Origin of the sequence: Oceanihabitans sp. IOP_32 (assembly GCF_009498295.1) — a bacterium.
Classification (GTDB): Bacteria; Bacteroidota; Bacteroidia; order Flavobacteriales; family Flavobacteriaceae; genus Wocania; species Wocania indica.
The window spans coordinates 3,290,547-3,315,987 of record NZ_CP040813.1; the positions used below are offsets into that span (position 1 = coordinate 3,290,547).

Here is a 25,441-nt window from a genome sequence, read left to right on the forward strand (position 1 = left end):
ATTACATATGAAACGCCTTTTAATTATTGCCATATCTTTAAGTCCATTAATTAATTTTTCTCAAACAGACCAAGACGTTTTAAGAGATATCTACAAGCAGTCTTTAACTAACAGTAAGAGTTACGATTGGCTAAATTATTTGTCGAATGAGATAGGAGGTCGACTAACTGGATCTCTAAATGCAGAAAAAGCAGTGGCCTACACCAAAGCTGAACTTGAAAAGTTGGCATTAGATAAGGTTTGGTTACAGCCTGTTAAGGTGCCAAAATGGGTACGTGGAGCCAAAGAACACGCGTATATCGAAACAGGTCCAAATGGTTTTAATACAGGAAAAACAACGACCGTAAATATTTGCGCGCTTGGCGGATCGATAGCCACACCAGCTTTGGGATTAAAAGCAAATGTTATTGAGGTGAAAAACTTTGAGCATTTAAAAACATTGGGAAGAGAAAATATTGCTGGCAAAATCGTGTTTTTTAATACCCCGATGCAAGCCGATTTAATTGATACAAATGAAGCTTATCAAAACATTTTAAATATTAGCAAGAGAGGAGCTCTTGAGGCCTCTCAATTTGGTGCAGTTGGTGTAATCGTGCGTTCTATGACATTAACATTAAGTGATTTTCCGCATACAGAAAGTATGACTTATGAAAATCAAGCGATCGATAAGCGCATTCCAGCGGCTGCTATAAGTACAAATGATGCCGAGGTGCTTAGTGCCATGCTAAAATTAGATGAATCGATAAAATTCTATTTCAAACAAAACTGCAAACAATTAAAAGAGGTCACATCTCATAATGTTATTGCCGAAATAACTGGAAGTGAATATCCAGATGAATACCTAATTGTGGGAGCGCATTTAGATTCTTGGGATTTGGGTGATGGCGCTCACGATAATGGTGCAGGTGTCGTGCAATCTATGGACGTTTTACGATTAATAAAAGCTTTGGGAATTAAACCGAAGCGCAGTATTAGAGTCGTGTTATTTATGAATAAAGAAAATGGTTTAGACGGTGCTAAGAAATACGCCGAAGGTGTTAAACAAAATAAAGAAAACCACATCTTTGCTTTAGAGAATGATGCTGGGGGCTTTAGTCCTCAGGGCTTTACTTTTAATTGTAGCGATTCTAATTTTAATCAGATACTACATTGGAAAGCACTGTTTAAGCCATATTTAATCCATTATTTTGAAAGAGGCACAAGCGCCGAAAATGTAGAACCTCTAAAAAACGACCATAATGTGCTTGCTAGTTTAAAAACAAATTCACAACGTTATTTTGAGTATCAGCATGCCGCACTTGATACGTTTAATACAGTAAATAAACGGGAGTTAGAATTAGGTGCTGCAACCATGACCGCATTACTGTATCTATTTGATAAGTATGGCATAAATTAATATTTAGACAATTGTGAATACAAATCGGTTTATTATTATAAATCTGTGATGCTTTTATAAAGGCTGTTTTTTTATTGAAAAATCTATTTTGAGACAGTATTTAGTATATAAATTTTTAGAGTTAGATGGACTGTTATTTAAAGCGGTGTGGACTAGATTCAATTTATTTTTGAAATATCGTATTGTTAATTTGGTATAAGTTCGCGGGTAGTGCGTCAAGAATATCCCTAAATAAAAAAAGACTGTCTTTTCAGACAGCCTCCTTTTTAAACTGATAAATTAAAAAATAAACATTTAAAATATTAAGATTAGTTTAATGTTCCAACCATGTTTTCGGGCTTAACCCAAGCATCGTAATCTTCGGCAGTAACATAGCCTAAATTAATAGCTTCTTCTCGTAATGTGGTTCCATTTTTATGTGCCGTATTGGCAATTTCGGCAGCTTTATAATAGCCTATTTTTGTATTTAAAGCCGTTACCAACATTAAAGAGTTGTTTAGCAACTTGGTAATAACTTCATGGTTAGGCTCTATACCAACAGCGCAATTTTCATCAAAACTTACACAAGCATCTCCAATTAATTGGGCAGATTGTAAAAGGTTTGCAGCCATAAGGGGTTTAAACACATTTAATTCGTAGTGGCCTTGCATGCCACCAACACTAATAGCTACGTCGTTACCCATTACTTGCGCACAAACCATGGTCAAGGCTTCACATTGCGTCGGATTCACTTTTCCAGGCATTATAGAGCTTCCAGGCTCATTAGCAGGAATTGTAATCTCACCAATACCAGAACGAGGACCAGAAGCCATCATTCTAATATCATTAGCTATCTTATTTAAAGATACCGCTATTTGTTTTAAGGCACCATGAGTTTCTACAATAGCATCGTGTGCTGCTAAGGCTTCAAATTTATTAGGGGCTGTTTTAAAAGGGAGTTTTGTAAAATCTGAAATGTATTCGGCAACCCGTTTACTATAGCCTTTAGGTGTGTTCAATCCAGTTCCAACAGCAGTGCCACCTAGAGCTAATTCACTTAAATGGGGCAGTGTGTTTTCTAAAGCTTTAATACCGTAATTTAATTGTGCTACATAACCCGAAATTTCTTGTCCGAGTGTTAATGGCGTAGCATCCATTAAGTGGGTACGACCAATTTTTACAACATGTTTAAACGCTTCGGCTTTTTTATTTAGGGTATCCCTTAATTGTGTAACACCGGGAATGGTGTTTTCAACTATTTTTTTGTAAGCTGCAATATGCATGCCCGTTGGAAAGGTATCGTTTGACGATTGCGATTTATTAACATCGTCGTTAGGCTGAATTGTTTTTTCGCCTTCACCAATAATTTTCCCTGCTAATTGGTGAGCTCTATTTGCTATAACTTCATTAACATTCATATTGCTCTGTGTTCCAGAGCCCGTTTGCCATATAACCAGAGGGAATTGATCGTCGTGTTTACCCTCTAAAATTTCATCACAAACTTGTCCGATTAAATTTCGTTTTTCTATGGGCAATACACCAAGTTCACAATTGGTATAAGCCGCAGCTTTTTTTAAATACGCAAATCCGTAAACTATCTCTAGGGGCATTGAGGCGGGAGCTCCAATTTTAAAGTTATTGCGAGAACGCTCTGTTTGTGCACCCCAAAGTTTATTTGATGGCACCTTCACTTCTCCCATAGTGTCTTTTTCTATTCTGTAACTCATAGCTGTAATGATTTTTATGATAAGATATAAAATTAATTATTTTAATAATTTAAAGGTATAATCTTTTAGTCTTAATATTATTTATGAAGGTAAACAATACTTTGTGTTTTTACTAAAAATTTAAATTCCAAAACCTAAAAACAGAATGGTTTAACTCATATGAATTGAAAATTAGCTCGCGTAATAATTAAAAGCATCGATTATTATTGCTTCATCAACCAAACAATCTATTTTAGGACTTCCAATATTTTCAAGCAGCACAAAATTTATATTGCCATGATGGTTTTTTTTGTCGTATTTCAATAAATCTATGATGCTTTGGTACTCTGCTTTATCAATGTTAACTTTATCGTAGTAACTTAAAAATAAAGCTTTAATTTCTGCTGTAATTTCTTCAGGGAACTGAACCAATTTAGTAGAAATATAAGCGGCTAAAATCATTCCAATTATAATAGCTTCACCATGCAGTAAATCTTTTTTATTGGGGTTACTTAAAAAATAGGATTCTATGGCATGACCAAGGGTGTGTCCGAAATTAAGTGTTTTTCTAAGACCGATTTCAAAAGGATCTTCATCGACTACATTTTTTTTAATGATAACCGACTCGTATATTAAGGTGTCTAAATCCTCTAAAGACAATTTGGATAAATCTTTAAATTTATTCCAATAGTTTACATCTTGAATTAAACCGTGCTTAAGCATTTCTGCCAAACCAGAACGCATTTGATTTTGTGGTAATGTTTTTAAGAACCGCGTATCAATAAGTACGAGATCTGGTGTGCTAATAACCCCAATCTGATTTTTTAAATGGCCTAAATCTACACCTGTTTTCCCGCCAACAGAAGCATCTACCATGGCTAATAAAGTTGTAGGCACGTTTATGTAGGCAATACCTCTTTTAAATGTAGAAGCCACAAAGCCGCCTAAATCGGTTACAACGCCACCGCCAACGTTTATGAGTAAACTTTTTCTATCGGCATCTAAATCAGATAGCGAACTCCAAACGCCATAACAGGTCTCTATAGTTTTATGAATTTCACCAGCTTCAATCTCAATAATTTCTATTTCTGCCTCGGTTTCTAATTCAGTTAGAAAATCTGGCAAACAATATCGATGGGTGTTCTCGTCAACTAAAATAAAAATTTTTGAAAAATTATTGATTTTAAGATGCTCATTTAATGCCGTGTAACAATTTTCATTAAAATGAATTGTAGAAGCATTAGCAGTAATAGATTTCATAAAAAAATAATCGCTTTGTTAAGGAAGCTAAAATAAGGAGATTTTATATAAATTGATTAAGAAGTCTTAATTATATTTGCATACAATTCTTCATAATCATGCAAAAAGAAACTTCCATTTTTGAAAATACCGAAATAGCTTTTGCGCTTAAAAGTAACTCGGAGTTAAATCGTGCTTATTTTTTATTTAAAATGATTTCTATTGAACCTCTGGTGAAATTAGGAACCGTATTAACCAACTTTGCTATAAAAGCACATTTGCCTATTGAAGGACTTATTCGGAATACAGTTTTCGATCATTTTTGTGGCGGTGTAAATGAAGAAGACTGCTTACCAGTAATCGAAAAAATGTATGCCAAAGGGGTAAGCTCTGTTTTAGACTACTCGGTAGAAGGTAAGGCAAACATGGCAGAATTTGATGCCGCGCTTGAAGTCGTTTTAAAGACTATTGATTTTGCTAAAAATAATGAAGCCATCCCGTTAGCCGTTTTTAAACCTACGGGATTGGGGCGTTTTTATCTGTACGAAAAAATTAGTAAAGGAGAGGTGTTAACTGAAAAAGAAGAGGAAGAATGGGGGAGAGTAGTGAACAGATTTGAGGCCGTATGCAAAAAATGTAAAGCACATGATGTAGCTGTTTTAATAGATGCCGAAGAAAGTTGGATGCAAGATGCTGCAGATGCTTTAGTGACTAAAATGATGCAAAAGTACAATACCGATAAACCTATTGTTTTTAATACTTTGCAAATGTATAGGCACGACCGATTAGACTTTTTAAAGCAACAACATGCTTTGGCAAAAAAAGAAGGTTTTCATCTGGGTTACAAGCTCGTGCGTGGTGCTTATATGGAAAAAGAAAACAAACGTGCTTTAGAGAATGGGTATCTCTCACCGATTTGTATGAGCAAACAAGAAACCGATATTAATTTTAATGCGGGCTTAAAGTATGTTTTAGATAATTTACAAGATATAGCTCTGTTTTCTGGAACCCATAATGAAGAAAGCTCTCTTTTGTTAATGCAGCTTATGCAGGAGCGCGGTATAGATAATAACGATTCGCGTGTGTGGTTTGGTCAGCTTTATGGTATGAGTGATCATATCAGTTTTAATTTATCTCACAGAGGCTATAATGTGGCGAAGTATTTGCCCTTTGGACCGGTTAGAGATGTGATGCCTTATTTAATTAGACGCGCCGAAGAAAACACGTCGGTTGCAGGACAAACTAGTAGAGAGCTTAATCTGTTAACTAAGGAAATAGAACGCCGAAAAGAAAAAGGCAATAACATTAGAAAGGTCTCATAACATCTTTTAAGGTATTGTATTTATTCTTCTTTTTTTAAAGTCGATTATAGTTGCGATACTATCACAGTTTTTAACGGTTACCTCTGTTTTTTCGTCTTTAAAATCTCCTTCAATTATAAAAATACCGCAAGGTTTTTTACGTGTTTCGCTTTTAGAGAAATTAACATCACCTGCTTTTAAAATATGGCGTATGGCGGTAGAATCGCTAATATAATCATGGAATTCTATGGTTTTAGAGTTTATGTTCTTTAAAACACGGGCTTCAGGACCATAAGCACAGGATACTTTTTTTCCGTTTAGAAAAAACCCGAGTATAATTAAGCCTATTGCGAATCCGCCCAAATAATAACCAATACGCTGCAATAATGTCATATAAACTAAAAATGTGTGTGTTATAGAAGGTTACATTAAAAAATAAGCAAATTAACGTCGCTATAATTTAAATTAAACCATTCTCCAACAGGTTTACTGGTTAAAATTCCGTGATAAAAATACAAACCATTCTTTAAACCTCTATCAAATCTCAGAGAATTTTCAATACCGCCTTCTTCGGCAATTTTTAATAAATAAGGGGTAAAAATATTACTTATAGAGATTGAGGCGGTTCGGGAGTATTTCGCAGGAATGTTAGGCACACAATAGTGCACGACATTATGTTTTACAAAAGTTGGATTTTTATGCGTGGTGACTTCACTTGTTTCGAAGCAACCGCCCATATCAATGCTTACATCGATAATCACAGCACCTTTTTTCATGTACTGTACCATAGCTTCGGTAACGACAATAGGCGATCTGTTTTTTCCGCGTACAGCGCCAATAGCCACATCACATCGTCTTAAAGCTTTTGTTAGATTTTTGGGCTGTAAGGTTGATGTAAAAAGTGTTCTGCCCAAATTGGCTTGAATACTTCTAAGTTTTGTGATAGAATTATCAAAAACCTTAACGTTCGCGCCTAAGCCTATCGCGCTTCTGGCTGCAAATTCGCCAACCGTTCCTGCACCTAGTATAACCACTTCAACAGGAGGAACTCCACTTATATTTCCAAACATTAAACCATTACCATCTCTACTATTCGATAATAATTCTGCAGCAATAAGTGTTGATGCTGTTCCTGCTATCTCACTTAAAGACCGCACAGCTGGATACGTACCATCGGCATCTTTAATAAATTCGAAGGCTAAAGCTGTGATTCGTTTAGACGCTAAAGCCTGAAAATACTTTTTGTCCTGCGTTTTAAGTTGTAAGGTAGAAATTAAAATAGCTTGTGGATTTATTAAGTCTATTTGCTCGAGGCTTGGCGGTTCTACTTTTAAAATCATAGGACACGAGAAAACTTTTGCGGTATCTTTTGTTATTTCGGCACCAGCTTCACTGTAATCTTTATCACTAAATCTGGCGCCTTCGCCCGCACCAGATTCTAATAGTACTTTATGACCATTACAAACTAGAGCAGAGACGGCATCTGGTGTTAAACAAACTCGTTTTTCTTTATAGGCTGTTTCCTTAGGGATCCCTATAAAAAGTTTGCCTTTACGCTTTTCAACTTCAAGCATTTCCTCTTGTGGTAATAGTTGTTGTTTAGTAAAAGGTGATAAATATTTTGACATATTTTGGTGTATTTATTGACCGACATCAAATTACGAATAATTTTTTTGATGCTCTAAAATGTATGTTAGTTTTTTAAAGGTTGCAGCACTATCCGAATTAAGGCTGTAAAACAATAAAAAGACATCGTGCTTTTTACTCAGAAGTCTTTCAAGAGATTCTTTTTAAAAGCTACCTTCTAATCCATGTTAAAACTCATTCCTATTGTTAGCTAATTTTTAAAACGCGCTGGTTGGCGTTATCAAAATCAATCATTATTTTATGACAATCATGGCTTAATAAAGTTTCGATTTTTTCTGGCCATTCAATCAACTTCCAATGGCTAGAATCTAAATAATCTTCGATTCCAAAATTATAAGCTTCCTCTAAATCTTCAATTCTATACAAATCGAAATGGTATATTAATCCTTCATCTGCAGCATATTCATTAACTAGGGAGAAGGTTGGGCTACTTACTTCGTCTTGACTTCCAAGAGCTGCAACGATGGCTTTTATAAGTGTTGTTTTACCGGCACCCATATCACCGTAAAACAATAAGGTTTTACTCGTAACCTTACTTATTATTTGCTTTGCAACGCTATCTATTTCTTTTAAAGTATAATTAATTTCCAAGGTGACATATTTTTATGCAATGTTATAGAAATATTTTAAAAAATCCTTTTAAAAAGTTGTTTAACTAAGGTGTTTAAATGATTAAGTTTACTTTGGATTTAAAACTACAAAAGGGATAATCATTTCTTCTAAAGACACACCGCCATGTTGGTAAGTGTTTCTAAAATAACTTACATAATGATTGTAGTTATTTGGATAGGCAAAAAACAAATCGTTTTTAGCGAAAATATAGGAGCTACTCATGGTTATGGCAGGTAAATGTATGTTTTTTGGGGTTTTGGCTACAAGAACATCCTTCTCTTCAAAGGTTAAACTGCGTCCTGTTTTGTAGCGTAAATTCAAACTAGTATCTCTATCTCCAATAACTTTTGATGGGTTTTTTACATTAATAGTCCCATGATCTGTAGTTAATAACAGTTTAAAACCAAGTTGTTGAGCCAGCTGAATCATTTCTAGTAATGGGGAGTTTTTAAACCAACTCAATGCCAACGATCTGTAGGCTTTGTCGTTAGATGCTAACTCTTTTACCACTTCCATTTCGGTTTTAGAGTGCGATAACATATCTACAAAATTATAAACTAGTACCGTTAAGTCGTTATTTTTTAGGGTGTTAAAGTTTTCTACTAATTTTTTTCCAGATTTTACATTTACAATTTTATGATACTCGTATTTTAAATGGTCAAGACCTAGACGCTTCATTTGGGCATCTAAAAAATCGGCTTCATGGAGGTTTTTGCCACCTTCATCGGTATCATTTTTCCAAAATTGCGGAAATAATTTTTCCATGTCGCTAGGCATTAGTCCAGAAAAAATAGCGTTTCTAGCGTATTGTGTTGCTGTTGGTAAGATGCTAAAAAAGGCATCTTCAGATTCTTTTTTGTAATAGTTGTTAATAATAGGCTCGAAAACCTTCCATTGGTCGTAGCGTAAATTATCGATAACAATAAGTAGGGTGGGTTGCTCTTTACTTAATTGTGGAGCAATTTTTTCTTTAAACAAGGTGTGCGACATAATGGGGGCTTCGGTATTTGGTTGAAACCAATTCGCATAATTTTTATCTATAAATTTTCCAAATTGTGCATTTGCCTCATTTTTTTGAGACTCTAGAATCTCAAACATACCAGCATCTTCAATGTCTTCTAATTGAATTTCCCAATAGATCAGTTTTTGATAAAGACCAACCCATTCCTCATAAGAATTAACCATTGATAATTCCATGGCTATTTTTCTAAATTCTTGTTGATAATTAGAAGTTGTTTTCTCAGAAATTAATCGCGAATGATCTAAATTTTTCTTTAAACTTAATAAGATCTGGTTCGGGTTAACAGGTTTTATTAAATAGTCGGCTATTTTATTACCAATAGCTTCTTCCATAATATATTCCTCCTCACTTTTAGTAATCATCACTACGGGGAGATTATCTTGTTTTTCTTTGATTTCGAGTAAGGTTTCCAGTCCTGTTAAACCCGGCATATTTTCATCTAAAAAAACAATATCAAATTTTTTGTCGTCTAAGACATCAATAGCTTCTGTACCGCTATTGCATGTGGTAACTTGATAATTTTTCTTTTCTAAAAACAATATATGGGGTTTTAATAAATCAATTTCATCATCAATCCAAAGTATTTCTATCATATTTATGGTGTTAAGAGTTAAAAGGCTTGATATAGTATTTTACTAAATCAAAGCGATATTGTTATATTTGTGTATCATCTAATTTAAAAAGTAAATCTTGAATAAACTAAAAATATTAAACGACCCAATTTACGGTTTTATTACCATACCAAATTCACTAATTTTTGATTTAATACAGCATAAGTATTTTCAGCGTTTACGCCGAATTACCCAAATGGGTATGTCTTATTTGGTTTATCCAGGAGCTCATCATACAAGATTTCATCACGCTATAGGCTGCGTGCATTTAATGCAACAAGCTGTTAATGTGCTGCGTTTTAAGGGGGTTGATATATCGAAAGCAGAAGAAGAGGCGCTTTATGTTGCTATTTTATTACACGACATTGGTCACGGACCATTTTCGCATGCTATGGAACATAGCATCGTAAATAATGTATCACATGAGCAAATTTCACTGTTATTTATGGAGCGCTTAAATCTAGAATTTAACTCAAATTTAACGCTAGCCATTAAAATGTTTAAAGGGGAGTACCATAGAAATTTTATGTGGGAATTAATTTCTGGGCAATTAGATATGGATAGGGCAGATTATTTGAAGCGTGATAGTTTTTATACTGGTGTAGCCGAGGGGAATATTAATAGCGAACGTTTAATAACGATGCTTAATGTTGTAGATGATGAGTTGGTGGTTGAAGAAAAGGGAATTTATAGCGTCGAAAAATTTATAGTGGCCAGACGTCTTATGTATTGGCAAGTGTATTTGCACAAAACTGGGTTGGTTGCCGAACAGTTGCTTATTAGAGTTTTAAAACGCGCTAAAGAATTAATTAATTCTGGAGTTAAGTTAACTGCTAGTGATCCGTTACAATATTTTTTGAATCATGAAATTTCTATTAAAGATTTTAATGACGATGCCTTAGAAATATTCTCTAAATTAGATGATTACGACATTGTTTCAGCTATGAAAGCCTGGCAAGATCACGACGATTTTGTTTTGAGCAATTTATGCGATATGGTGATTAATAGGAGTTTGCTAAAAATTAAAATGAAAAATAAACCGATTAAAATAAACCAACTTGAAAAACATATTGAAAATTTAATTAAAACCTATGGCATTACTCGAATGGAAGCAGAGTATTTTGTGTTTACCGGAAAAACCTCCAATCAGGCTTATCAATTAGAGCATCAAAATATAAATATTTTACATAAGCCGGGTAAAATTCAAGATATTGTAAAGGCGTCCGATCAATTAAATCTTAAAGCCTTGTCTAAACCCGTTATAAAATATTATATCTGCTATCCTAAAGAAGCTTTATAGCTTAAAAATCAAAATCTTACATTTTTCTAAACCCTTGAAATCAAATACAAAAAAAACAATAGCCTTAAACAGATGAAAACTTTAGTACATTTTTCTTATTTTTGCGATAATTTATAAAACACTAAAAATAAAAGTGTGAAGTTTACAGCACAGCAAATAGCAGATATACTGCAAGGAGAGGTAGTTGGTAACCCAGATATTGAAGTCTCAAAACTATCCAAAATAGAAGAAGGTACAGAAGGCGCATTAACTTTTTTAGCCAATTCTAAATATAACGCTTACATATATACCACAAAAGCATCTATTGCTATTGTTAATAAATCGTTTATCCCAGATACCGATGTTCAAGCAACATTAATAAAGGTTGACGATGCGTATAAATCGTTTTCAAAACTATTAGAATATTACAATGAAATAAAAAATACTAAAACGGGAATTGAAAGTCCAGTTTTTTTATCGGATTCAGCGCAACATGGTGAAAATATTTACATTGGAGCATTCTCTTATATTGGTGAAAACGTGCGCATTGGAGATCATGTAAAAATATACCCAAATACTTATATTGGTGATAATGTTGTAATTGACGACCATTCAACTATATTTTCTGGAGCTAAAATCTATTCAGATTGTGCAATAGGTAGGCATTGCGTCATTAACTCGGGTGTTATTATTGGTGCCGATGGTTTTGGTTTTGTACCAAATGAAGAAGGTGTTTACAGTAAAGTTCCTCAAATAGGAAATGTGATTATTGAAGACCATGTAGAAATAGGCGCAGCCACAACCATAGATAGAGCTACTTTAGGCTCCACCATAATACGCAGCGGTGTTAAATTAGATAACCACATACAAATTGCGCACAATGTTGAGATTGGAAAAAACACGGTGATTGCGGCGCAAACCGGAGTTGCAGGATCGACAAAAATTGGAGAAAACTGCCAAATAGGTGGTCAAGTTGGTATTGTTGGGCACATTACTATTGGTAACAACGTTAAAATACAGGCGCAATCTGGTATAGGTAGAAATGTAAAAGACAATGAAATGCTGCAAGGCTCTCCAGCCTTACCATATGGAGATTTCAATAAATCTTATGTTCACTTTAAAAATTTACCGAAAATTATTAAAAATATTAATGATTTAGAAAAGAATAAATGGGAATAGTAACTACAGAAATAAAACAAAAAACGTTAAAGAAAGAAGTTTCGTTAACGGGGGTTGGTTTACACACAGGAAAACATGTCACATTAACCTTTAAGCCAGGAGCAGTAAATTCTGGTATCGTGTTTAAACGCATTGATTTAGAAGGCGCTCCAATTATTGAAGCGAATGCTAATTATGTAGACAGTACGCAACGTGGTACTTGTTTAAAGAAAAATGGGGTAACCATACAAACTTCAGAACATGTTTTAGCTGCTTTGGTTGGTTTAGACATAGACAATGCTGTTATCGAACTAACGGACTCTGAGCCGCCAATTATGGATGGCTCTTCAAAGTTTTTTGTCGAAGCCATAGAAGAAGCAGGTATTGTTGAACTTGATGCTTTTCGAGAAGAGTATGTAGTAACCGATGTAATTTCTTATACCGACGAAGAGTCTGGAAGTGAAATTTTAGTCATGCCAGCAAAAGAATATCAGATCACCACTATGGTCGATTTTGGCACGAAAGTTTTAGGAACGCAAAATGCGACACTTAACAAAATATCAGACTTTAAAGACGAGATTGCAGATTCACGAACATTCAGTTTTTTACACGAAATCGAAATGTTACTGGAACATGGTTTAATAAAAGGTGGCGATTTAAATAATGCTATCGTTTATGTCGATAAAGAGCTGTCTCCAGAAACCATGGAAAAACTTAGGGTAGCTTTTAAAAAAGACGAAATAAGTGTTAAACCAAATGGGATTTTAGATAATCTTACTTTACACCATCCTAACGAAGCTGCCAGACATAAATTACTTGATGTTCTTGGAGATTTAGCGCTTGTAGGAACACGAATAAGAGGGAAAGTAATTGCTAATAAGCCAGGTCATTTTATAAATACGCAGTTTGCCAAAAAGCTTGCCAAAATTATAAAAAATGAACGTCGTAATAACGTACCCAAAATAGATTTAAATCAACAACCATTATTAGATATAACTCAAATTATGTCTATGTTACCACATAGACAACCATTTTTGCTGATAGACAAAGTTTTTGAACTGTCGGACAAACACGTTATAGCCACCAAAAATGTGACTATGAACGAAGAGTTTTTTAAAGGTCATTTTCCAGGAGCTCCTGTAATGCCAGGTGTTCTTATTGTTGAAGCTATGGCTCAAACTGGTGGTATTTTAGTTTTAAATACCGTACCAGATCCCGAGAATTACCTAACGTTTTTCATGAAAATGGATAATGTTAAATTTAAACAAAAAGTGTCTCCTGGAGATACGTTAATATTTGAGTGCTCTTTAATATCCCCTATACGTCGTGGTATTTGCCATATGCAAGGTTATGCTTACGCTAACGGAAAATTATGTGCAGAAGCAGAATTAATGGCGCAAATATCAAAAGTTAAATAATTATGAACCAACCACTTGCTTATGTGCATCCCGGTGCAAAAATAGCCAAAACCGTTGTTATAGAACCTTTTACAACCATTCATAACAACGTTGTAATAGGCGAAGGAACATGGATTGGCAGTAACGTTACCATTATGGAGGGTGCTAGAATTGGTAAAAATTGTAGTATTTTCCCAGGATCTGTTATTTCTGCTGTTCCACAAGATTTAAAATACAACGATGAAGAAACCACTGTAGAAATTGGAGACAATGTGACTATTCGAGAATGCGTCACCATAAACAGAGGTACGGCCGATAGAATGAAAACCGTTATAGGCGATAACTGCTTAATTATGGCCTATTGTCATATCGCTCACGATTGTATAGTTGGAAATAATTGTATTTTTTCAAACAACAGTACACTTGCTGGACATATTAATATTGGAGATTATGTGGTGTTAGCGGGTATGACAGCCGTTCATCAATTTGTTTCCATTGGTAACCACGCTTTTGTAACGGGAGGATCTTTAGTAAGAAAAGACGTTCCACCATTTGTAAAAGCTGCCAGAGAACCTTTGTCTTATGTAGGGATTAATTCCGTGGGATTAAGACGCCGAGGCTATTCTACCGAAAAAATTAGAGAAATTCAGAATATATATAGAATACTCTATCAAAAGAATTATAACACGACTCAAGCTTCTGAAATTATTGAGGCTGAGATGGAAGCGACTACAGAACGTGACGAGATTCTTCAATTCATAAAGAATTCTCAGCGCGGTATAATGAAAGGTTATTTTAAATCGAACTAAAAAATTTAAATGACGTAATTTTAACCTTTTATAACCTTTCTAAAAAATCAAAACATTAATAATTACAAAATGGCAAATACATCAGATATAAGAAACGGATTATGCATTAGATATAATAATGACATTTATAAAATAGTTGAATTTTTACACGTAAAACCTGGTAAGGGTCCAGCTTTTGTTAGAACGAAAATGAAAAGTGTGAGTAGCGGAAAGATGATAGAAAACACATTCTCTGCTGGTCATAAAATTGACGATGTACGTGTAGAAACACATAAATTTCAGTATTTGTATAATGACGGAGAGTTTTATCACTTCATGAATGAAGCCGACTATACACAAATTAGACTTTTAGAAGCCGCTTTAGACAAACCAGAATTAATGAAAGAAGGCGAGGTGGTAACGGTACTTATCAATACAGAAGACAATATGCCTCTATCTGTAGAAATGCCAGCAAACGTTATTTTAGAAGTTACAGCTACCGAGCCTGGTGTAAAAGGCAATACGGCAACCAACGCTACTAAACCTGCTACAGTCGAAACTGGCGCTATAATTAACGTGCCACTATTTATAAATGAAGGCGACAAAATAAAAGTAGAAACCGATAAAGGGACTTATAAAGAGCGCGTTAAGGAGTAAAGCATCACCTGTAAAACGCATCGAATACAATAAGACAGAATTAAGTACTAAATACCAATCATGAAATTCCCCCAAACTCATACTTTAAAAGAAATATCTCAATTGCTTGAATGCGAGTTTGTTGGCGACGATAATTTTCCGGTTTATGGCATGAACGAAATTCATGTTGTGGAATCGGGAGAGATTGTTTTTGTTGATCATCCTAAATATTACGACAAGGCATTAAGCTCGAAGGCAAGTATTATTTTAATCAATAAATTAGTAGATTGCCCAGAAGGTAAGGCTTTGCTAATTAGCGACGATCCGTTTAGGGATTTCAATAAACTTACCCGACATTTTAAACCTTTTCAGTCGTCACCGGTTCAAATAGCAAGTACAGCTAAGATTGGAAAAAACACCGTAATACAGCCCAACTGTTTTATTGGTAATCATGTTACTATTGGAGAAAATTGTATCATTCATTCTAATGTAAGCATTTACGACAACACTATTATTGGAGATCATGTTGAGATTCACGCTGGTACAGTGCTTGGTGCGAATGCCTTTTATTACAAAAAAAGACCTACTGGTTTTGATCAGTTAAAATCTGGAGGACGGGTAGTTATAGAAAACAATGTCGACATCGGTGCCGCTTGTACTATTGATAAAGGCGTTACTGGAGATACCACCATTAAAGCGGGTACCAAAATAGATAATCAAGTGCAAATAGGACACGATACTATTATTGGTGAAAAATGTTTAATAGCATCTCAAGTCGGTATTGCAGGTTGTGTTGTAATTGAAGACGAAGTGACTATTTGGGGACAAGTAGGCATGGCTAGTGGCATCCATATTGGTGAAAAAGCTGTTATTCAGGCCCAATCTGGAGTAAGCAAATCGTTAAAAGCTAACAAAACTTATTTTGGTTATCCTGCTGAAGAGGTTAGGGTGAAATTACGTGAGTTAGCAGCCATAAAAAAAATTCCTGAATTATTGGAAAAAATAAAGCAAATCGAAAAAAAGTAATGTCGTTTTTGCTTCAATATTAAAATGCGAAAGTTTAAATTTGTTAAGCAGTATAAATAGAGATTATTTTTGTTTTTTAAAGTAGAAAACTGGAATAATTTCATAAAATAAATAATGTCTTATGAGTGTTTTAGTTAATAAAGATTCAAAAATAATTGTTCAAGGCTTTACTGGAAGCGAAGGTACATTTCATGCTAGTCAAATGATTGAGTATGGCACCAACGTTGTAGGTGGGGTTACTCCGGGAAAAGGCGGACAAACACACTTGGATAAACCTGTTTTCAACACAGTTAAAGAAGCGGTAGAGCAAGTTGGCGCCGATACGAGTATTATTTTTGTACCACCAGCCTTTGCTGCCGATGCTATTATGGAAGCGGCAGATGCAGGGGTTAAGGTTATTATTACTATTACAGAAGGCATACCGGTAGCCGACATGATTATTGCGGCAAATTATATTAAAAGTAAAGATTGTAGACTTATAGGCCCTAACTGCCCTGGTATTATAACTCCAGAAGAAGCAAAAGTTGGTATTATGCCAGGCTTTGTATTTAAAAAAGGGAAAGTTGGTTTAGTTTCAAAATCGGGTACCTTAACTTACGAGGCAGCCGATCAGGTCGTAAAACAAGGGCTCGGAATTTCTACAGCTATCGGAATTGGTGGCGATCCTATTATTGGGACCACAACAAAAGAGGCGGTAGAGTTATTAATTAACGATCCAGAAACTGAGGCGGTTGTGATGATTGGTGAAATTGGAGGACAATTAGAAGCTGATGCGGCAAACTGGTACAAAGCCAGTGGGAGTAATAAACCAATTATTGGTTTTATTGCGGGAGAAACAGCTCCTGCAGGTCGTACCATGGGACATGCTGGTGCGATAGTTGGTGGTAGTGACGATACGGCCCAAGCAAAAAAGAAAATCATGAGAGCTTGCGGTATTCATGTTGTAGACTCGCCAGCAGAAATTGGAAATAAAGTTGCCCAAGTTTTGGCTGGGTAAAAACCATACACAAAAGAAATAAAAACAAGGCTGTATTTACCATAAATACAGCCTTGTTTTATTTTGCATTATGCCCATATTATTTAACTCTAGTGAGCTAAAAATTTAAAAGGCGCTTAAACTTTAAAGTATAAACACCTTTTGCAAATAGATGATTTGGGGAAATTAATCATCTAAAAGATCTATTATTGCTTTTATTTTTTCTTTTAACTGTTCGGCAATAGCATTGTTACCATCGGTATCGGTAGGGCTAATTTCAATTATTCCGTCGGCATTACCATCTAAAGCTTGAGCTAAATCGACACCTGTTGTTGGGTCTAAAGCACTAGCTAAATCAAAATTAATAACTAATTGTTTGTTGTCGTCATTAATTACAATTTTTTGAGTCGTGTCTTCGTAATCTACCTCAATGTCTTCTTCAAAATCATGCCAGAAAACAAATGGCGTACCTCCAATTGTACCTTTTACTAAAATTGACTTGTTAAAAAGATCGCTTTCGGCATTAGTGCTTTTCTCAAATTCAAACTCGATTTCTTCATATTCGCCATTTGGTATCGCAACGTTTAAAAAGGTGATTTCTTCAGATAAAAAGTCTAGCTCAAAAGGTCCTGCTAACTCAACTTCATCATCAGAATTAATGTAATTTACATTTCCATTAACACCCGAATCATTGTCAATAAACTCTAACTCAATTTCACTAATGTTTAATAAAAAACTGTCTACTTCTACATCTGTATTGGTTTTATTAAAGTTTATAAGCGAGCTGCCAGCCTTACTAAAACTAGCCGTTGTAGGCATTGTAGCGGTCGCCTTTAGTTGTAACACACCCTTACCTGGAGGTGCTACTAAAGCGTCGTCATTATCACTTGAACAACTTGAAATTCCAGCGGCAACTAATAGAGCCATTCCCAATTTTAAATAATTTTTTTTAAATGTGTACATAATAGTTAATTTTTAAAATTTTATATGTTTTGTTTGCATTCATATATATAACAGTTTAAACTTTAAAAACCCTACCCTAAATTCTTATTAAAATAATAAAACTTTATAATCTATCCTTATTCAGCAGGTAGTCAGTGCTTTGTAAAATAAACAATTCTTGTTTTTTTACATTTTTATAGCGGTAGGCTTACATTTTTAAAATTCCGAACTATTTAATCTAGCTAGGCGTAATGCTCTTTAATTCTTGTCGCGTTTTAATCTATTAGTAATACACTTATGTTTAGCTTTCCTTTATTTTTTAGTGCATCGTTTAACTTTGGAGTGTACTTAACAATTAATTACATAAAAAGTTTATCTTTGATTTTGTGAAAATACCAATGTAAATAAATTTATAAAAAATGAAATTATTAGAAGGAAAAACAGCCATAATTACTGGTGCAAGTAGAGGTATAGGGAAGGGCATTGCTAAAGCTTTTGCAGAGCAAGGCGCAAATGTAGCGTTTACCTACAGCTCGTCTGTTGAAGCTGCAAACCAATTAGAAGCAGAATTGATTGCTTTAGGTGTAAAAGCAAAAGGATATAAAAGTAATGCAGCAAGTTTTGAGGAATCTCAAAAACTAGCTGAAGCAGTAGTTGCAGAATTTGGCAGTATTGATGTTTTAGTGAACAATGCAGGTATTACCAAAGATAATTTGTTAATGCGTATTACTGAAGAAGATTTTGATAAAGTGATTGAGGTAAATCTTAAATCGGTATTTAATATGACCAAAGCTGTGCAGCGCACTATGTTAAAGCAGCGTAAGGGTTCCATAATTAATATGAGCTCTGTAGTTGGTGTGAAAGGTAATGCTGGGCAAACTAATTACGCGGCTTCTAAAGCTGGAATTATAGGTTTTTCAAAGTCAGTAGCTTTAGAATTAGGTTCTAGAAATATACGTAGTAATGTAGTAGCTCCTGGTTTTATTGAAACAGAAATGACTGCTAAACTAGATGAAAATGTAGTAAAAGAATGGCGCTCTGCAATTCCTCTAAAAAGAGGTGGTACGCCAGAAGATGTTGCCAATGTTTGTGTGTTTTTAGCCAGTGATATGAGTGCTTATGTTACCGGACAAACATTACAAGTTGACGGCGGTATGTTAACGTAATATGTCTCCAGTAGAAGGAAGAAATTAATAATAAGAAATTATCATAATTAATGAGTTCAGAAACTCTTTTACTTATCATATTAGCTGGAATTATAGCGCTTTTATTAGCGCTTTTTCAGTATATTAGAGGAGAAGAAAGCGTTTCGAGATTACATGTACTTCTTTCTGCTTTGCGGTTTATTACCCTGTTTTCGGTGTTATTATTATTAATCAATCCTAAATTTGAGTCTACGATTTTAACTTCAAAGAAACCAAATTTGGTTCTGCTTGTCGATAATTCTAGCTCTATTAAACATCTAAAACAAGAAGAAATAGCTTTAAATGTTATTGAAAAAATAACTCAAAGCGAGGTTTTAAACGATAAGTTTAACATTTCAAGCTATACCTTTGGAGCACAAATAAAAGCATCAGATACCCTGTCTTTTTCAGAGACACAAACTAATTTATCTGATGCTTTTAATCAGTTATCACAAATTTATAAAAACAGCAATACAGCCACTATTTTAATTTCTGATGGCAATCAAACCTTTGGAAGTGATTATGAGTTTGCGACTACCAATTACAAATCTCCAATTTATCCTGTTGTTTTAGGAGATACTGTAAAGTATACCGATTTAAAAATTAAACAGCTTCATGCTAACAGGTATGCTTATTTAAAAAATCGTTTTCCTGTTGAAGCTATTATTACTTATAACGGAAATGCAAATGTTAACTCTCGCTTTGTGGTTACACAAGGAGAAACAACATGGTATTCTCAACGCGTTACTTTTACTAAACAAAACAATTCAAAAACACTTCATTTCACACTGCTCGCAAAAAGGGTTGGGGTTAGTCGATTAAAAGCTACTATAATACCGATTGAAAATGAGAAAAACACCGTTAATAACAGCAAGCATTTTGCAGTTGAAGTTATAGACCAAAAAACAAAAATTGCTATTGTTAGCGATTTTTTACATCCAGATTTAGGGGCTTTTAAGAAAAGTATAGAAAGTAATGAGCAACGTTCGGTGTTTTTTTTAAGTCCAAACGATGCTATTAGTCAAATTAAAGATTTTCAATTACTTATAATCTATCAACCTAACCATAAGTTTAACAAATTATTTGATGTTATTAAGAAAGAAAGTATCAATAATTTATTGATTGTAGGCACCAAAACAGACTTAAATTTTCTCAATCGAACAAAGCAAAGTTTTACACACGAAATAACAAATGCAATCGAATATTATTCAGCAGAATTAAATCCAAATTACGCACCTTTTATTATTAACGATATCGACTTTGAATCCTTTCCTCCATTAAAGTCAAATTTTGGAGATATCAAATTTTCAGTGCCGTTTGATGTGATTCTTCAAAAAAAACGCGGCAACCTCACAACAAACCAGCCTTTATTGGCATCTTATGAAGAAAACAATAGGCGAGAAGCGGTTTTATTTGGAGAAAATATTTGGCAATGGCGTGCCCAGAGCTTTGTTAATACGACATCTTTTAATGACTTTGATGATTTTATTGGTAAACTCGTTCAATATTTAGCGTCGAGCAAACCGAGGGACCGACTAAACTTAGAATACCAATCATTTTACGATGGCAATTCTAGCGTTGTATTAAACGCTCAATTTTTCGATAAAAATTATGTGTTCGATAGTCGAGCATCACTTAATTTGTTAGTAAAGGATGAGGCCTCAAATTTTGAACAAAACTTTCCCTTCGTACTCAAAAATAATAATTATCAAGTTGAATTAAGTCGTTTGCCACCCTCCGAATACCGTTTTATTGTAAAGGTTGAAAACGAGGGGATATCAAAATCTGGCAGTTTTGAAATTTTGGAGTTTAATGTCGAACAGCAATTTTTAAATGCTAACAGCGATAAATTGAATCAATTAGCCCAAAATAGTGGAGGAGTACCTTATTTTCCAAACCAAACCGATAGCTTAATAGAACATTTAAAAAATGATAATCATTACCAAGCGATCCAAGAAAGTAATAAAAATATTGTACCTTTGCTAGCTTGGAATTACTTGCTATTACTTATCGCAATTAGCTTAACGAGTGAGTGGTTTTTAAGAAAATATAACGGATTAATTTAAAAAAAAATGGATAAATTACCAAAAATTGCATTACCTTTTATTGTAGCAGCTGTATTAGTTGTTGTGTTTTTATCAAAATCTACTGTCACCATCGATTCTGGTCAGGCGGGTGTACTCTTTAAAACCTTTGGAGATGGGGTTGTAATCGACGAACCACCTATGGGAGAAGGCTTCCACATTGTAGCGCCTTGGAATAGGGTTTATGTTTACGAAGTAAGACAACAAGAAATCCTTGAAAAAATGAATGTTTTATCTTCTAACGGTTTGGATATTGTTTTAGAAGCATCGGTTTGGTTTCAGCCAGATTTTGTTAATCTGGGAAAATTACATCAAGAAAAAAGTGAAATGTACAAAGAACGTATTTTACTTCCAGCGATTCGAAGTGCAGCCAGAAGTGTTGTTGGCCGTTACACACCAGAACAGCTGTATTCAAGTAAGCGAGATGCCATTCAACAAGAAATTTTTGAAGAAACAAAGAATATTGTTGATGACCAGTACATACAATTAAACGAGGTTTTAGTTCGCGATGTAACCTTACCAACTACCATTAAAGATGCGATAGAGCGTAAGTTAAAACAAGAACAAGAGTCTTTAGAATACGAGTTTAGATTAATTACGGCAACCAAAGAGGCCGAAAAACAAATTATTGAGGCTCAAGGTAAAGCAGATGCTAACCGTATTTTGAGTGCCTCGTTAACCGATAAGATTTTACAGGATAAAGGTATTGAAGCAACTATGGAATTGGCACAATCGCCAAATAGTAAGGTGGTTGTTATTGGCTCTGGAGATAGTGGCTTACCTATAATCTTAGGCAATCAATAAAATTCCAATTAAATAATTTGGTGCAAAAAGGTGGTTTTTATTAAATATAACAACTGGTTTAGTACTAAAAGTTTTAAAATGTTTAAAAATTGCAAAATTTATTAATATTACAAAGTCTAAAAGATTTTTATTTTGCATATTTGCAGTAACATCAATAAGAATGAAATTTATTCAGTCACATCATCATCATTTTCATATTTGCTCTCAAGCGAAGTGAAGGTGTATTGAATAAAATCAACATATTTTTAAACCCGTTTGAGACTATCAAGCGGGTTTTTTAATTCCCGTGAAAACGGGATTTTTTTTATCCCGTTGCGGATAAATAATTTAATTGACATTATGAGTAAACTAAAAATTGCAGTACAAAAATCGGGGCGGTTAAACGAGGACTCGATGAGAATCTTAAAAGATATTGGTATTTATATCGATAACGGAAAAGATCAATTAAAAGCGTCGGCTAAAGGCTTTCCTGTTGAAGTGTTTTACCTTAGAAATGGCGATATCCCGCAATATCTTAAAGATGGCGTTGTTGATGTTGCTATTATTGGAGAAAATGTGTTAATAGAAAAAGGCAATGATATTACGATTGCAGAGAAATTGGGTTTTTCTACCTGTCGGGTTTCTTTGGCAGTACCCAAGTCTTCAAAATATAGTGGTATTAAAGACTTAGAAGGCAAACGTATTGCAACCTCGTACCCTAATACAGTACAAGATTTTTTAAACAAAAACGGTGTAAAAGCCAAAATTCATATTATTAACGGCTCTGTTGAGATCGCGCCAAACATTGGTTTAGCCGATGCTATTGTAGATATTGTTTCGAGCGGAAGCACCCTTTTTAAAAATAATTTAAAAGAGGTTGATCAGATTTTAAAATCGGAGGCTGTTCTAGCAGTTTCACCCGTATTAAACGAAGAAAAACAGGCTATTCTCGAGAAAATTCAATTTAGAATTCAATCTGTTTTAAAAGGAAGAGAATCGAAATATATTTTGCTAAATGCGCCAAATGACAAAATTGAAAGTATTATTAATTTGTTACCAGGCATGAATAGTCCAACGGTGTTACCTTTAGCACAAGAAGGCTGGAGTTCCATACATTCTGTTATCAGTAAAAATGAATTTTGGGATGTCATTGAGGAACTGAAAGCTAACGGTGCAGAAGGCATTTTAGTTTGCCCAATTGAAAAAATGGTACTTTAGAATGCTGAACTTGTTTCAGTATCTTTTAAAAATTAAGATATATACTGATGAAAATTATTAATAATCCAAATAAGAATGATTGGTCAGAAATTTTAAAACGACCAACGCAAACCGTAAAGGACATTGAAGCCACTGTAAATCAAATTTTTGATGATATAAATAAAAATGGTGATGAAGCCATTAATAGATACACTCAAAAATTCGATGGTGTATCTTTAAATTCGATTCGTGTAAGCGATAAAGAAATGGAGGAGGCTGTTGCCAAGATTCCAAAAAAGCTTAAAACCGCCATACAGCAAGCCAAACAAAATATAGAGGCTTTTCATGCCGCTCAAAAAACATCTAAAATTGAAGTAGAAACCACAAAAGGAGTTATGTGTTGGCAAGAAAAACGCCCTATAGAAAAAGTAGGCGTTTATATACCAGGAGGTACTGCGCCGTTGTTTTCAACAGTTTTAATGTTGTGTGTTCCTGCACAAATTGCAGGTTGTAAAGAGATTGTATTATGCTCACCGCCCAATAAAGAAGGTGAACTGGCTCCCGAAATTTTATATACAGCCAAATTATGTGGTGTCACAAAAATTTTTAAAGTAGGCGGTATTCAGGCTATTGCAGGGCTAGCTTTTGGAACGGCATCTATACCTAAGGTCTATAAAATTTTCGGTCCGGGTAATCAATTCGTAACGGTTGCTAAACAATTAGCCACAAAATACGGCGTAGCTATTGATATGCCTGCAGGACCTAGTGAGTTGTTGGTGGTTGCCGACGGTTCAGCTAATGCTGCTTATATTGCCTCCGATTTATTGAGCCAAGCCGAACACGGTACCGATAGTCAGGTTATTTTAGTATCGACCTCTCAAGATTTAATTCGTAAGGTTTCAGAAGAAATTGAAATTCAATTAAGCACACTTCCGCGTAAAGCGATAGCCCAACAAGCGATAGCCAATTCTAAATTAATTTATGTTGAAAACGACGATTTAGCACTTCAAATTATAAACGAATACGGGCCAGAACACTTTATTATTTGTACTAAAAATGAATCATTTTATGTAAATGGTATCATGAATGCAGGTTCGGTTTTTATTGGAGATTACACGCCAGAAAGTGCTGGCGATTACGCTTCGGGAACTAACCACACCTTGCCAACAAACGGATTTAGTAAAGCCTATTCTGGTGTAAATCTGGATAGTTTTTTAAAGAGTATGACCTTTCAAAAAATATCTAAAGAAGGCTTATTAAATATAGGAGAAACTATAGAGCTCATGGCAGAAGCCGAAGGTTTACAAGCCCATAAAAATGCGGTATCTATGAGATTAAAAGATTTGAAAAAATGAATATTCAAGACTTAATACGACCAACGATAAAGGCGTTAAAGCCGTATTCATCGGCAAGAGATGAGTTTCAAGGAAATGATGACGTTATGGTGTTTTTAGACGCTAACGAAAATCCATTTCAAAATGGTGTAAACCGTTATCCCGACCCACAGCAGCGCGCATTAAAATCTATTTTGACAGAAATTAAAGGGGTTTCAGAAAACCATATATTATTAGGAAATGGGAGCGACGAAGTTTTAGACCTTATTTTTAGAGCTTTTTGTGAGCCCAATGTCGATAATATCATCACATTACCACCAACCTATGGCATGTATAGCGTTTTAGCACATATTAATGCGATTCAGATTAAAGAAGTGGCCTTAAACGAAGATTTTCAGCCCAACACTAAAGCTATATTAGATGCTCAGAATAAAAACTCGAAACTACTTTTTATTTGCTCGCCTAACAATCCAACAGCAAACGATATAGATGCGGGTAAGATTGAAACTTTAATCAAAACTTTCAAAGGTATTGTTATTGTTGATGAAGCTTATATCGACTTCTCAAAACAAGAAAGTTGGGTAAGCAGATTGGTGGAGTTCCCTAACTTAATCGTTACTCAAACCTTATCTAAAGCTTATGGCATGGCTGGAATTAGGTTGGGAATATGTTATGCTTCAGCAGAGATTATTTCTGTTTTAAACCGTATTAAACCGCCTTATAACGTAAACGCCTTAACCCAACAAAGAGCGATTGAGCAACTCACTAATAAAGAGATCGTAAAAAATCAAATAGATGCTGTTTTAAAAGAACGCGATATTCTCATTTCAGAATTGAGAGCCATTCCTTTTGTATCAAAAATTTATCCTTCACACGCTAATTTTGTTTTAATAAAGGTAGATGATGCTACAAAAAGATATCATGAACTTATTGAAAAAGGTATAATTATAAGAAACAGAACCACGCAATACGGTTGCGAAAATTGTTTGCGCTTAACGGTTGGCACCAAAGAAGAGAATGCGAAATTAATAAGGGCACTCTCATCAATTTCGAAATCCTAAATCTATTTTAGAATTAGAAAATAAATTCAGAGAGAAACAATAAAGAAGTATTAGTATAAATTTAAAGACCTTGAAATAAAGTCG

The 25,441-nt window shown here is 34.4% G+C and carries 22 protein-coding genes; 15 read left to right on the top strand and 7 right to left on the bottom strand.

What is annotated here, in order from left to right:
* The first annotated feature begins 7 nt into the window (after positions 1-7).
* On the top strand, positions 8-1,396 hold the full coding sequence (locus FEZ18_RS13790) for a M20/M25/M40 family metallo-hydrolase (RefSeq protein WP_153268858.1): 1,389 nt from the start codon (positions 8-10) through the stop codon (positions 1,394-1,396).
* Between the two features lie 308 nt (positions 1,397-1,704).
* Here the strand turns inward: FEZ18_RS13790 and fumC are convergent, their stop codons facing one another.
* Together fumC and aroB are read right to left on the bottom strand one after the other, a co-directional pair.
* Entirely contained in the window at positions 1,705-3,102 is a 1,398-nt protein-coding gene (fumC, locus tag FEZ18_RS13795) for a class II fumarate hydratase (RefSeq protein ID WP_153268859.1), read from the bottom strand.
* Positions 3,103-3,273: 171 nt separating this feature from the next.
* Positions 3,274-4,341: a 3-dehydroquinate synthase gene (gene aroB / locus FEZ18_RS13800; RefSeq protein ID WP_153268860.1), complete on the bottom strand. Its 1,068-nt coding sequence runs from the start codon at positions 4,339-4,341 to the stop codon at positions 3,274-3,276.
* A gap of 98 nt (positions 4,342-4,439) precedes the next feature.
* Between aroB and FEZ18_RS13805 the strand changes: the two genes are divergently transcribed.
* A complete protein-coding gene (locus tag FEZ18_RS13805; protein WP_153268861.1) occupies positions 4,440-5,642 on the top strand; it encodes a proline dehydrogenase family protein in 1,203 nt (400 codons plus the stop codon).
* A gap of 6 nt (positions 5,643-5,648) precedes the next feature.
* Here the strand turns inward: FEZ18_RS13805 and FEZ18_RS13810 are convergent, their stop codons facing one another.
* From FEZ18_RS13810 to FEZ18_RS13825, 4 genes are all read right to left on the bottom strand, one after another.
* Positions 5,649-6,014, bottom strand: coding sequence for a hypothetical protein (locus tag FEZ18_RS13810; protein WP_153268862.1), 366 nt, complete (start codon positions 6,012-6,014; stop codon positions 5,649-5,651).
* Between the two features lie 35 nt (positions 6,015-6,049).
* The gene (locus tag FEZ18_RS13815; protein WP_153268863.1) at positions 6,050-7,249 is read right to left on the bottom strand and encodes an alanine dehydrogenase; all 1,200 of its coding nucleotides are present in this window, start codon (positions 7,247-7,249) and stop codon (positions 6,050-6,052) included.
* Positions 7,250-7,454: 205 nt separating this feature from the next.
* Positions 7,455-7,859, bottom strand: a complete 405-nt coding sequence (gene tsaE / locus FEZ18_RS13820) for a tRNA (adenosine(37)-N6)-threonylcarbamoyltransferase complex ATPase subunit type 1 TsaE (protein ID WP_153268864.1) — start codon at positions 7,857-7,859, stop codon at positions 7,455-7,457.
* Between the two features lie 87 nt (positions 7,860-7,946).
* Positions 7,947-9,494 (bottom strand): PglZ domain-containing protein, encoded by a 1,548-nt coding sequence (locus FEZ18_RS13825; RefSeq protein ID WP_410505120.1) that lies wholly within the window; start codon positions 9,492-9,494, stop codon positions 7,947-7,949.
* A 97-nt stretch (positions 9,495-9,591) separates the two neighbouring features.
* Between FEZ18_RS13825 and FEZ18_RS13830 the strand changes: the two genes are divergently transcribed.
* From FEZ18_RS13830 to sucD, 7 genes are all read left to right on the top strand, one after another.
* Positions 9,592-10,812, top strand: coding sequence for an HD domain-containing protein (locus tag FEZ18_RS13830; RefSeq protein WP_153268866.1), 1,221 nt, complete (start codon positions 9,592-9,594; stop codon positions 10,810-10,812).
* Positions 10,813-10,947: 135 nt separating this feature from the next.
* A complete protein-coding gene (gene lpxD, locus FEZ18_RS13835; protein WP_153268867.1) occupies positions 10,948-11,970 on the top strand; it encodes a UDP-3-O-(3-hydroxymyristoyl)glucosamine N-acyltransferase in 1,023 nt (340 codons plus the stop codon).
* The gene (locus FEZ18_RS13840) at positions 11,961-13,367 is read left to right on the top strand and encodes a bifunctional UDP-3-O-[3-hydroxymyristoyl] N-acetylglucosamine deacetylase/3-hydroxyacyl-ACP dehydratase (RefSeq protein ID WP_153268868.1); all 1,407 of its coding nucleotides are present in this window, start codon (positions 11,961-11,963) and stop codon (positions 13,365-13,367) included. Before lpxD ends, FEZ18_RS13840 begins: the two co-directional genes overlap by 10 nt.
* Before the next feature lie 2 nt (positions 13,368-13,369).
* Positions 13,370-14,155, top strand: a complete 786-nt coding sequence (lpxA, locus tag FEZ18_RS13845) for an acyl-ACP--UDP-N-acetylglucosamine O-acyltransferase (protein ID WP_153268869.1) — start codon at positions 13,370-13,372, stop codon at positions 14,153-14,155.
* A gap of 69 nt (positions 14,156-14,224) precedes the next feature.
* Entirely contained in the window at positions 14,225-14,791 is a 567-nt protein-coding gene (gene efp / locus FEZ18_RS13850) for an elongation factor P (protein WP_153268870.1), read from the top strand.
* A gap of 60 nt (positions 14,792-14,851) precedes the next feature.
* Entirely contained in the window at positions 14,852-15,796 is a 945-nt protein-coding gene (locus tag FEZ18_RS13855) for a UDP-3-O-(3-hydroxymyristoyl)glucosamine N-acyltransferase (protein WP_153268871.1), read from the top strand.
* A gap of 121 nt (positions 15,797-15,917) precedes the next feature.
* Entirely contained in the window at positions 15,918-16,793 is an 876-nt protein-coding gene (gene sucD / locus FEZ18_RS13860) for a succinate--CoA ligase subunit alpha (protein ID WP_153268872.1), read from the top strand.
* 165 nt (positions 16,794-16,958) lie between these two features.
* On the opposite strand, the gene FEZ18_RS13865 is transcribed toward sucD, so the two are convergent.
* Positions 16,959-17,735, bottom strand: coding sequence for a hypothetical protein (locus tag FEZ18_RS13865; RefSeq protein ID WP_228122773.1), 777 nt, complete (start codon positions 17,733-17,735; stop codon positions 16,959-16,961).
* A 398-nt stretch (positions 17,736-18,133) separates the two neighbouring features.
* On the opposite strand from FEZ18_RS13865, the gene fabG reads away from it, so the two are divergent.
* The 6 genes from fabG to hisC all read left to right on the top strand — a co-directional run bounded on the left by fabG (position 18,134) and on the right by hisC (position 25,357).
* Positions 18,134-18,880, top strand: coding sequence for a 3-oxoacyl-[acyl-carrier-protein] reductase (fabG, locus tag FEZ18_RS13870; protein WP_153268873.1), 747 nt, complete (start codon positions 18,134-18,136; stop codon positions 18,878-18,880).
* A gap of 50 nt (positions 18,881-18,930) precedes the next feature.
* Positions 18,931-20,964: a VWA domain-containing protein gene (locus FEZ18_RS13875; RefSeq protein WP_153268874.1), complete on the top strand. Its 2,034-nt coding sequence runs from the start codon at positions 18,931-18,933 to the stop codon at positions 20,962-20,964.
* A 6-nt stretch (positions 20,965-20,970) separates the two neighbouring features.
* Entirely contained in the window at positions 20,971-21,786 is an 816-nt protein-coding gene (locus FEZ18_RS13880) for a prohibitin family protein (protein WP_153268875.1), read from the top strand.
* A 339-nt stretch (positions 21,787-22,125) separates the two neighbouring features.
* The gene (hisG, locus tag FEZ18_RS13885) at positions 22,126-22,983 is read left to right on the top strand and encodes an ATP phosphoribosyltransferase (RefSeq protein ID WP_153268876.1); all 858 of its coding nucleotides are present in this window, start codon (positions 22,126-22,128) and stop codon (positions 22,981-22,983) included.
* Between the two features lie 47 nt (positions 22,984-23,030).
* Positions 23,031-24,317, top strand: coding sequence for a histidinol dehydrogenase (gene hisD / locus FEZ18_RS13890; RefSeq protein ID WP_153268877.1), 1,287 nt, complete (start codon positions 23,031-23,033; stop codon positions 24,315-24,317).
* A complete protein-coding gene (hisC, locus tag FEZ18_RS13895; protein ID WP_153268878.1) occupies positions 24,314-25,357 on the top strand; it encodes a histidinol-phosphate transaminase in 1,044 nt (347 codons plus the stop codon). Before hisD ends, hisC begins: the two co-directional genes overlap by 4 nt.
* Positions 25,358-25,441 lie beyond the last annotated feature (84 nt).

Coding starts and splice junctions, on each gene's coding strand:
- FEZ18_RS13790 (WP_153268858.1), top strand. CDS start 8: ATGAAACGCCTTTTAATTATTGCCATATCTTTAAGTCCATTAATTAAT.
- FEZ18_RS13805 (WP_153268861.1), top strand. CDS start 4,440: ATGCAAAAAGAAACTTCCATTTTTGAAAATACCGAAATAGCTTTTGCG.
- sucD (WP_153268872.1), top strand. CDS start 15,918: ATGAGTGTTTTAGTTAATAAAGATTCAAAAATAATTGTTCAAGGCTTT.
- FEZ18_RS13810 (WP_153268862.1), bottom strand. CDS start 6,014: ATGACATTATTGCAGCGTATTGGTTATTATTTGGGCGGATTCGCAATA.
- FEZ18_RS13855 (WP_153268871.1), top strand. CDS start 14,852: ATGAAATTCCCCCAAACTCATACTTTAAAAGAAATATCTCAATTGCTT.
- FEZ18_RS13865 (WP_228122773.1), bottom strand. CDS start 17,735: ATGTACACATTTAAAAAAAATTATTTAAAATTGGGAATGGCTCTATTA.
- FEZ18_RS13875 (WP_153268874.1), top strand. CDS start 18,931: ATGAGTTCAGAAACTCTTTTACTTATCATATTAGCTGGAATTATAGCG.
- fabG (WP_153268873.1), top strand. CDS start 18,134: ATGAAATTATTAGAAGGAAAAACAGCCATAATTACTGGTGCAAGTAGA.
- hisC (WP_153268878.1), top strand. CDS start 24,314: ATGAATATTCAAGACTTAATACGACCAACGATAAAGGCGTTAAAGCCG.
- efp (WP_153268870.1), top strand. CDS start 14,225: ATGGCAAATACATCAGATATAAGAAACGGATTATGCATTAGATATAAT.
- FEZ18_RS13840 (WP_153268868.1), top strand. CDS start 11,961: ATGGGAATAGTAACTACAGAAATAAAACAAAAAACGTTAAAGAAAGAA.
- fumC (WP_153268859.1), bottom strand. CDS start 3,102: ATGAGTTACAGAATAGAAAAAGACACTATGGGAGAAGTGAAGGTGCCA.
- FEZ18_RS13825 (WP_410505120.1), bottom strand. CDS start 9,494: ATGATAGAAATACTTTGGATTGATGATGAAATTGATTTATTAAAACCC.
- FEZ18_RS13815 (WP_153268863.1), bottom strand. CDS start 7,249: ATGTCAAAATATTTATCACCTTTTACTAAACAACAACTATTACCACAA.
- hisD (WP_153268877.1), top strand. CDS start 23,031: ATGAAAATTATTAATAATCCAAATAAGAATGATTGGTCAGAAATTTTA.
- FEZ18_RS13880 (WP_153268875.1), top strand. CDS start 20,971: ATGGATAAATTACCAAAAATTGCATTACCTTTTATTGTAGCAGCTGTA.
- aroB (WP_153268860.1), bottom strand. CDS start 4,341: ATGAAATCTATTACTGCTAATGCTTCTACAATTCATTTTAATGAAAAT.
- hisG (WP_153268876.1), top strand. CDS start 22,126: ATGAGTAAACTAAAAATTGCAGTACAAAAATCGGGGCGGTTAAACGAG.
- lpxA (WP_153268869.1), top strand. CDS start 13,370: ATGAACCAACCACTTGCTTATGTGCATCCCGGTGCAAAAATAGCCAAA.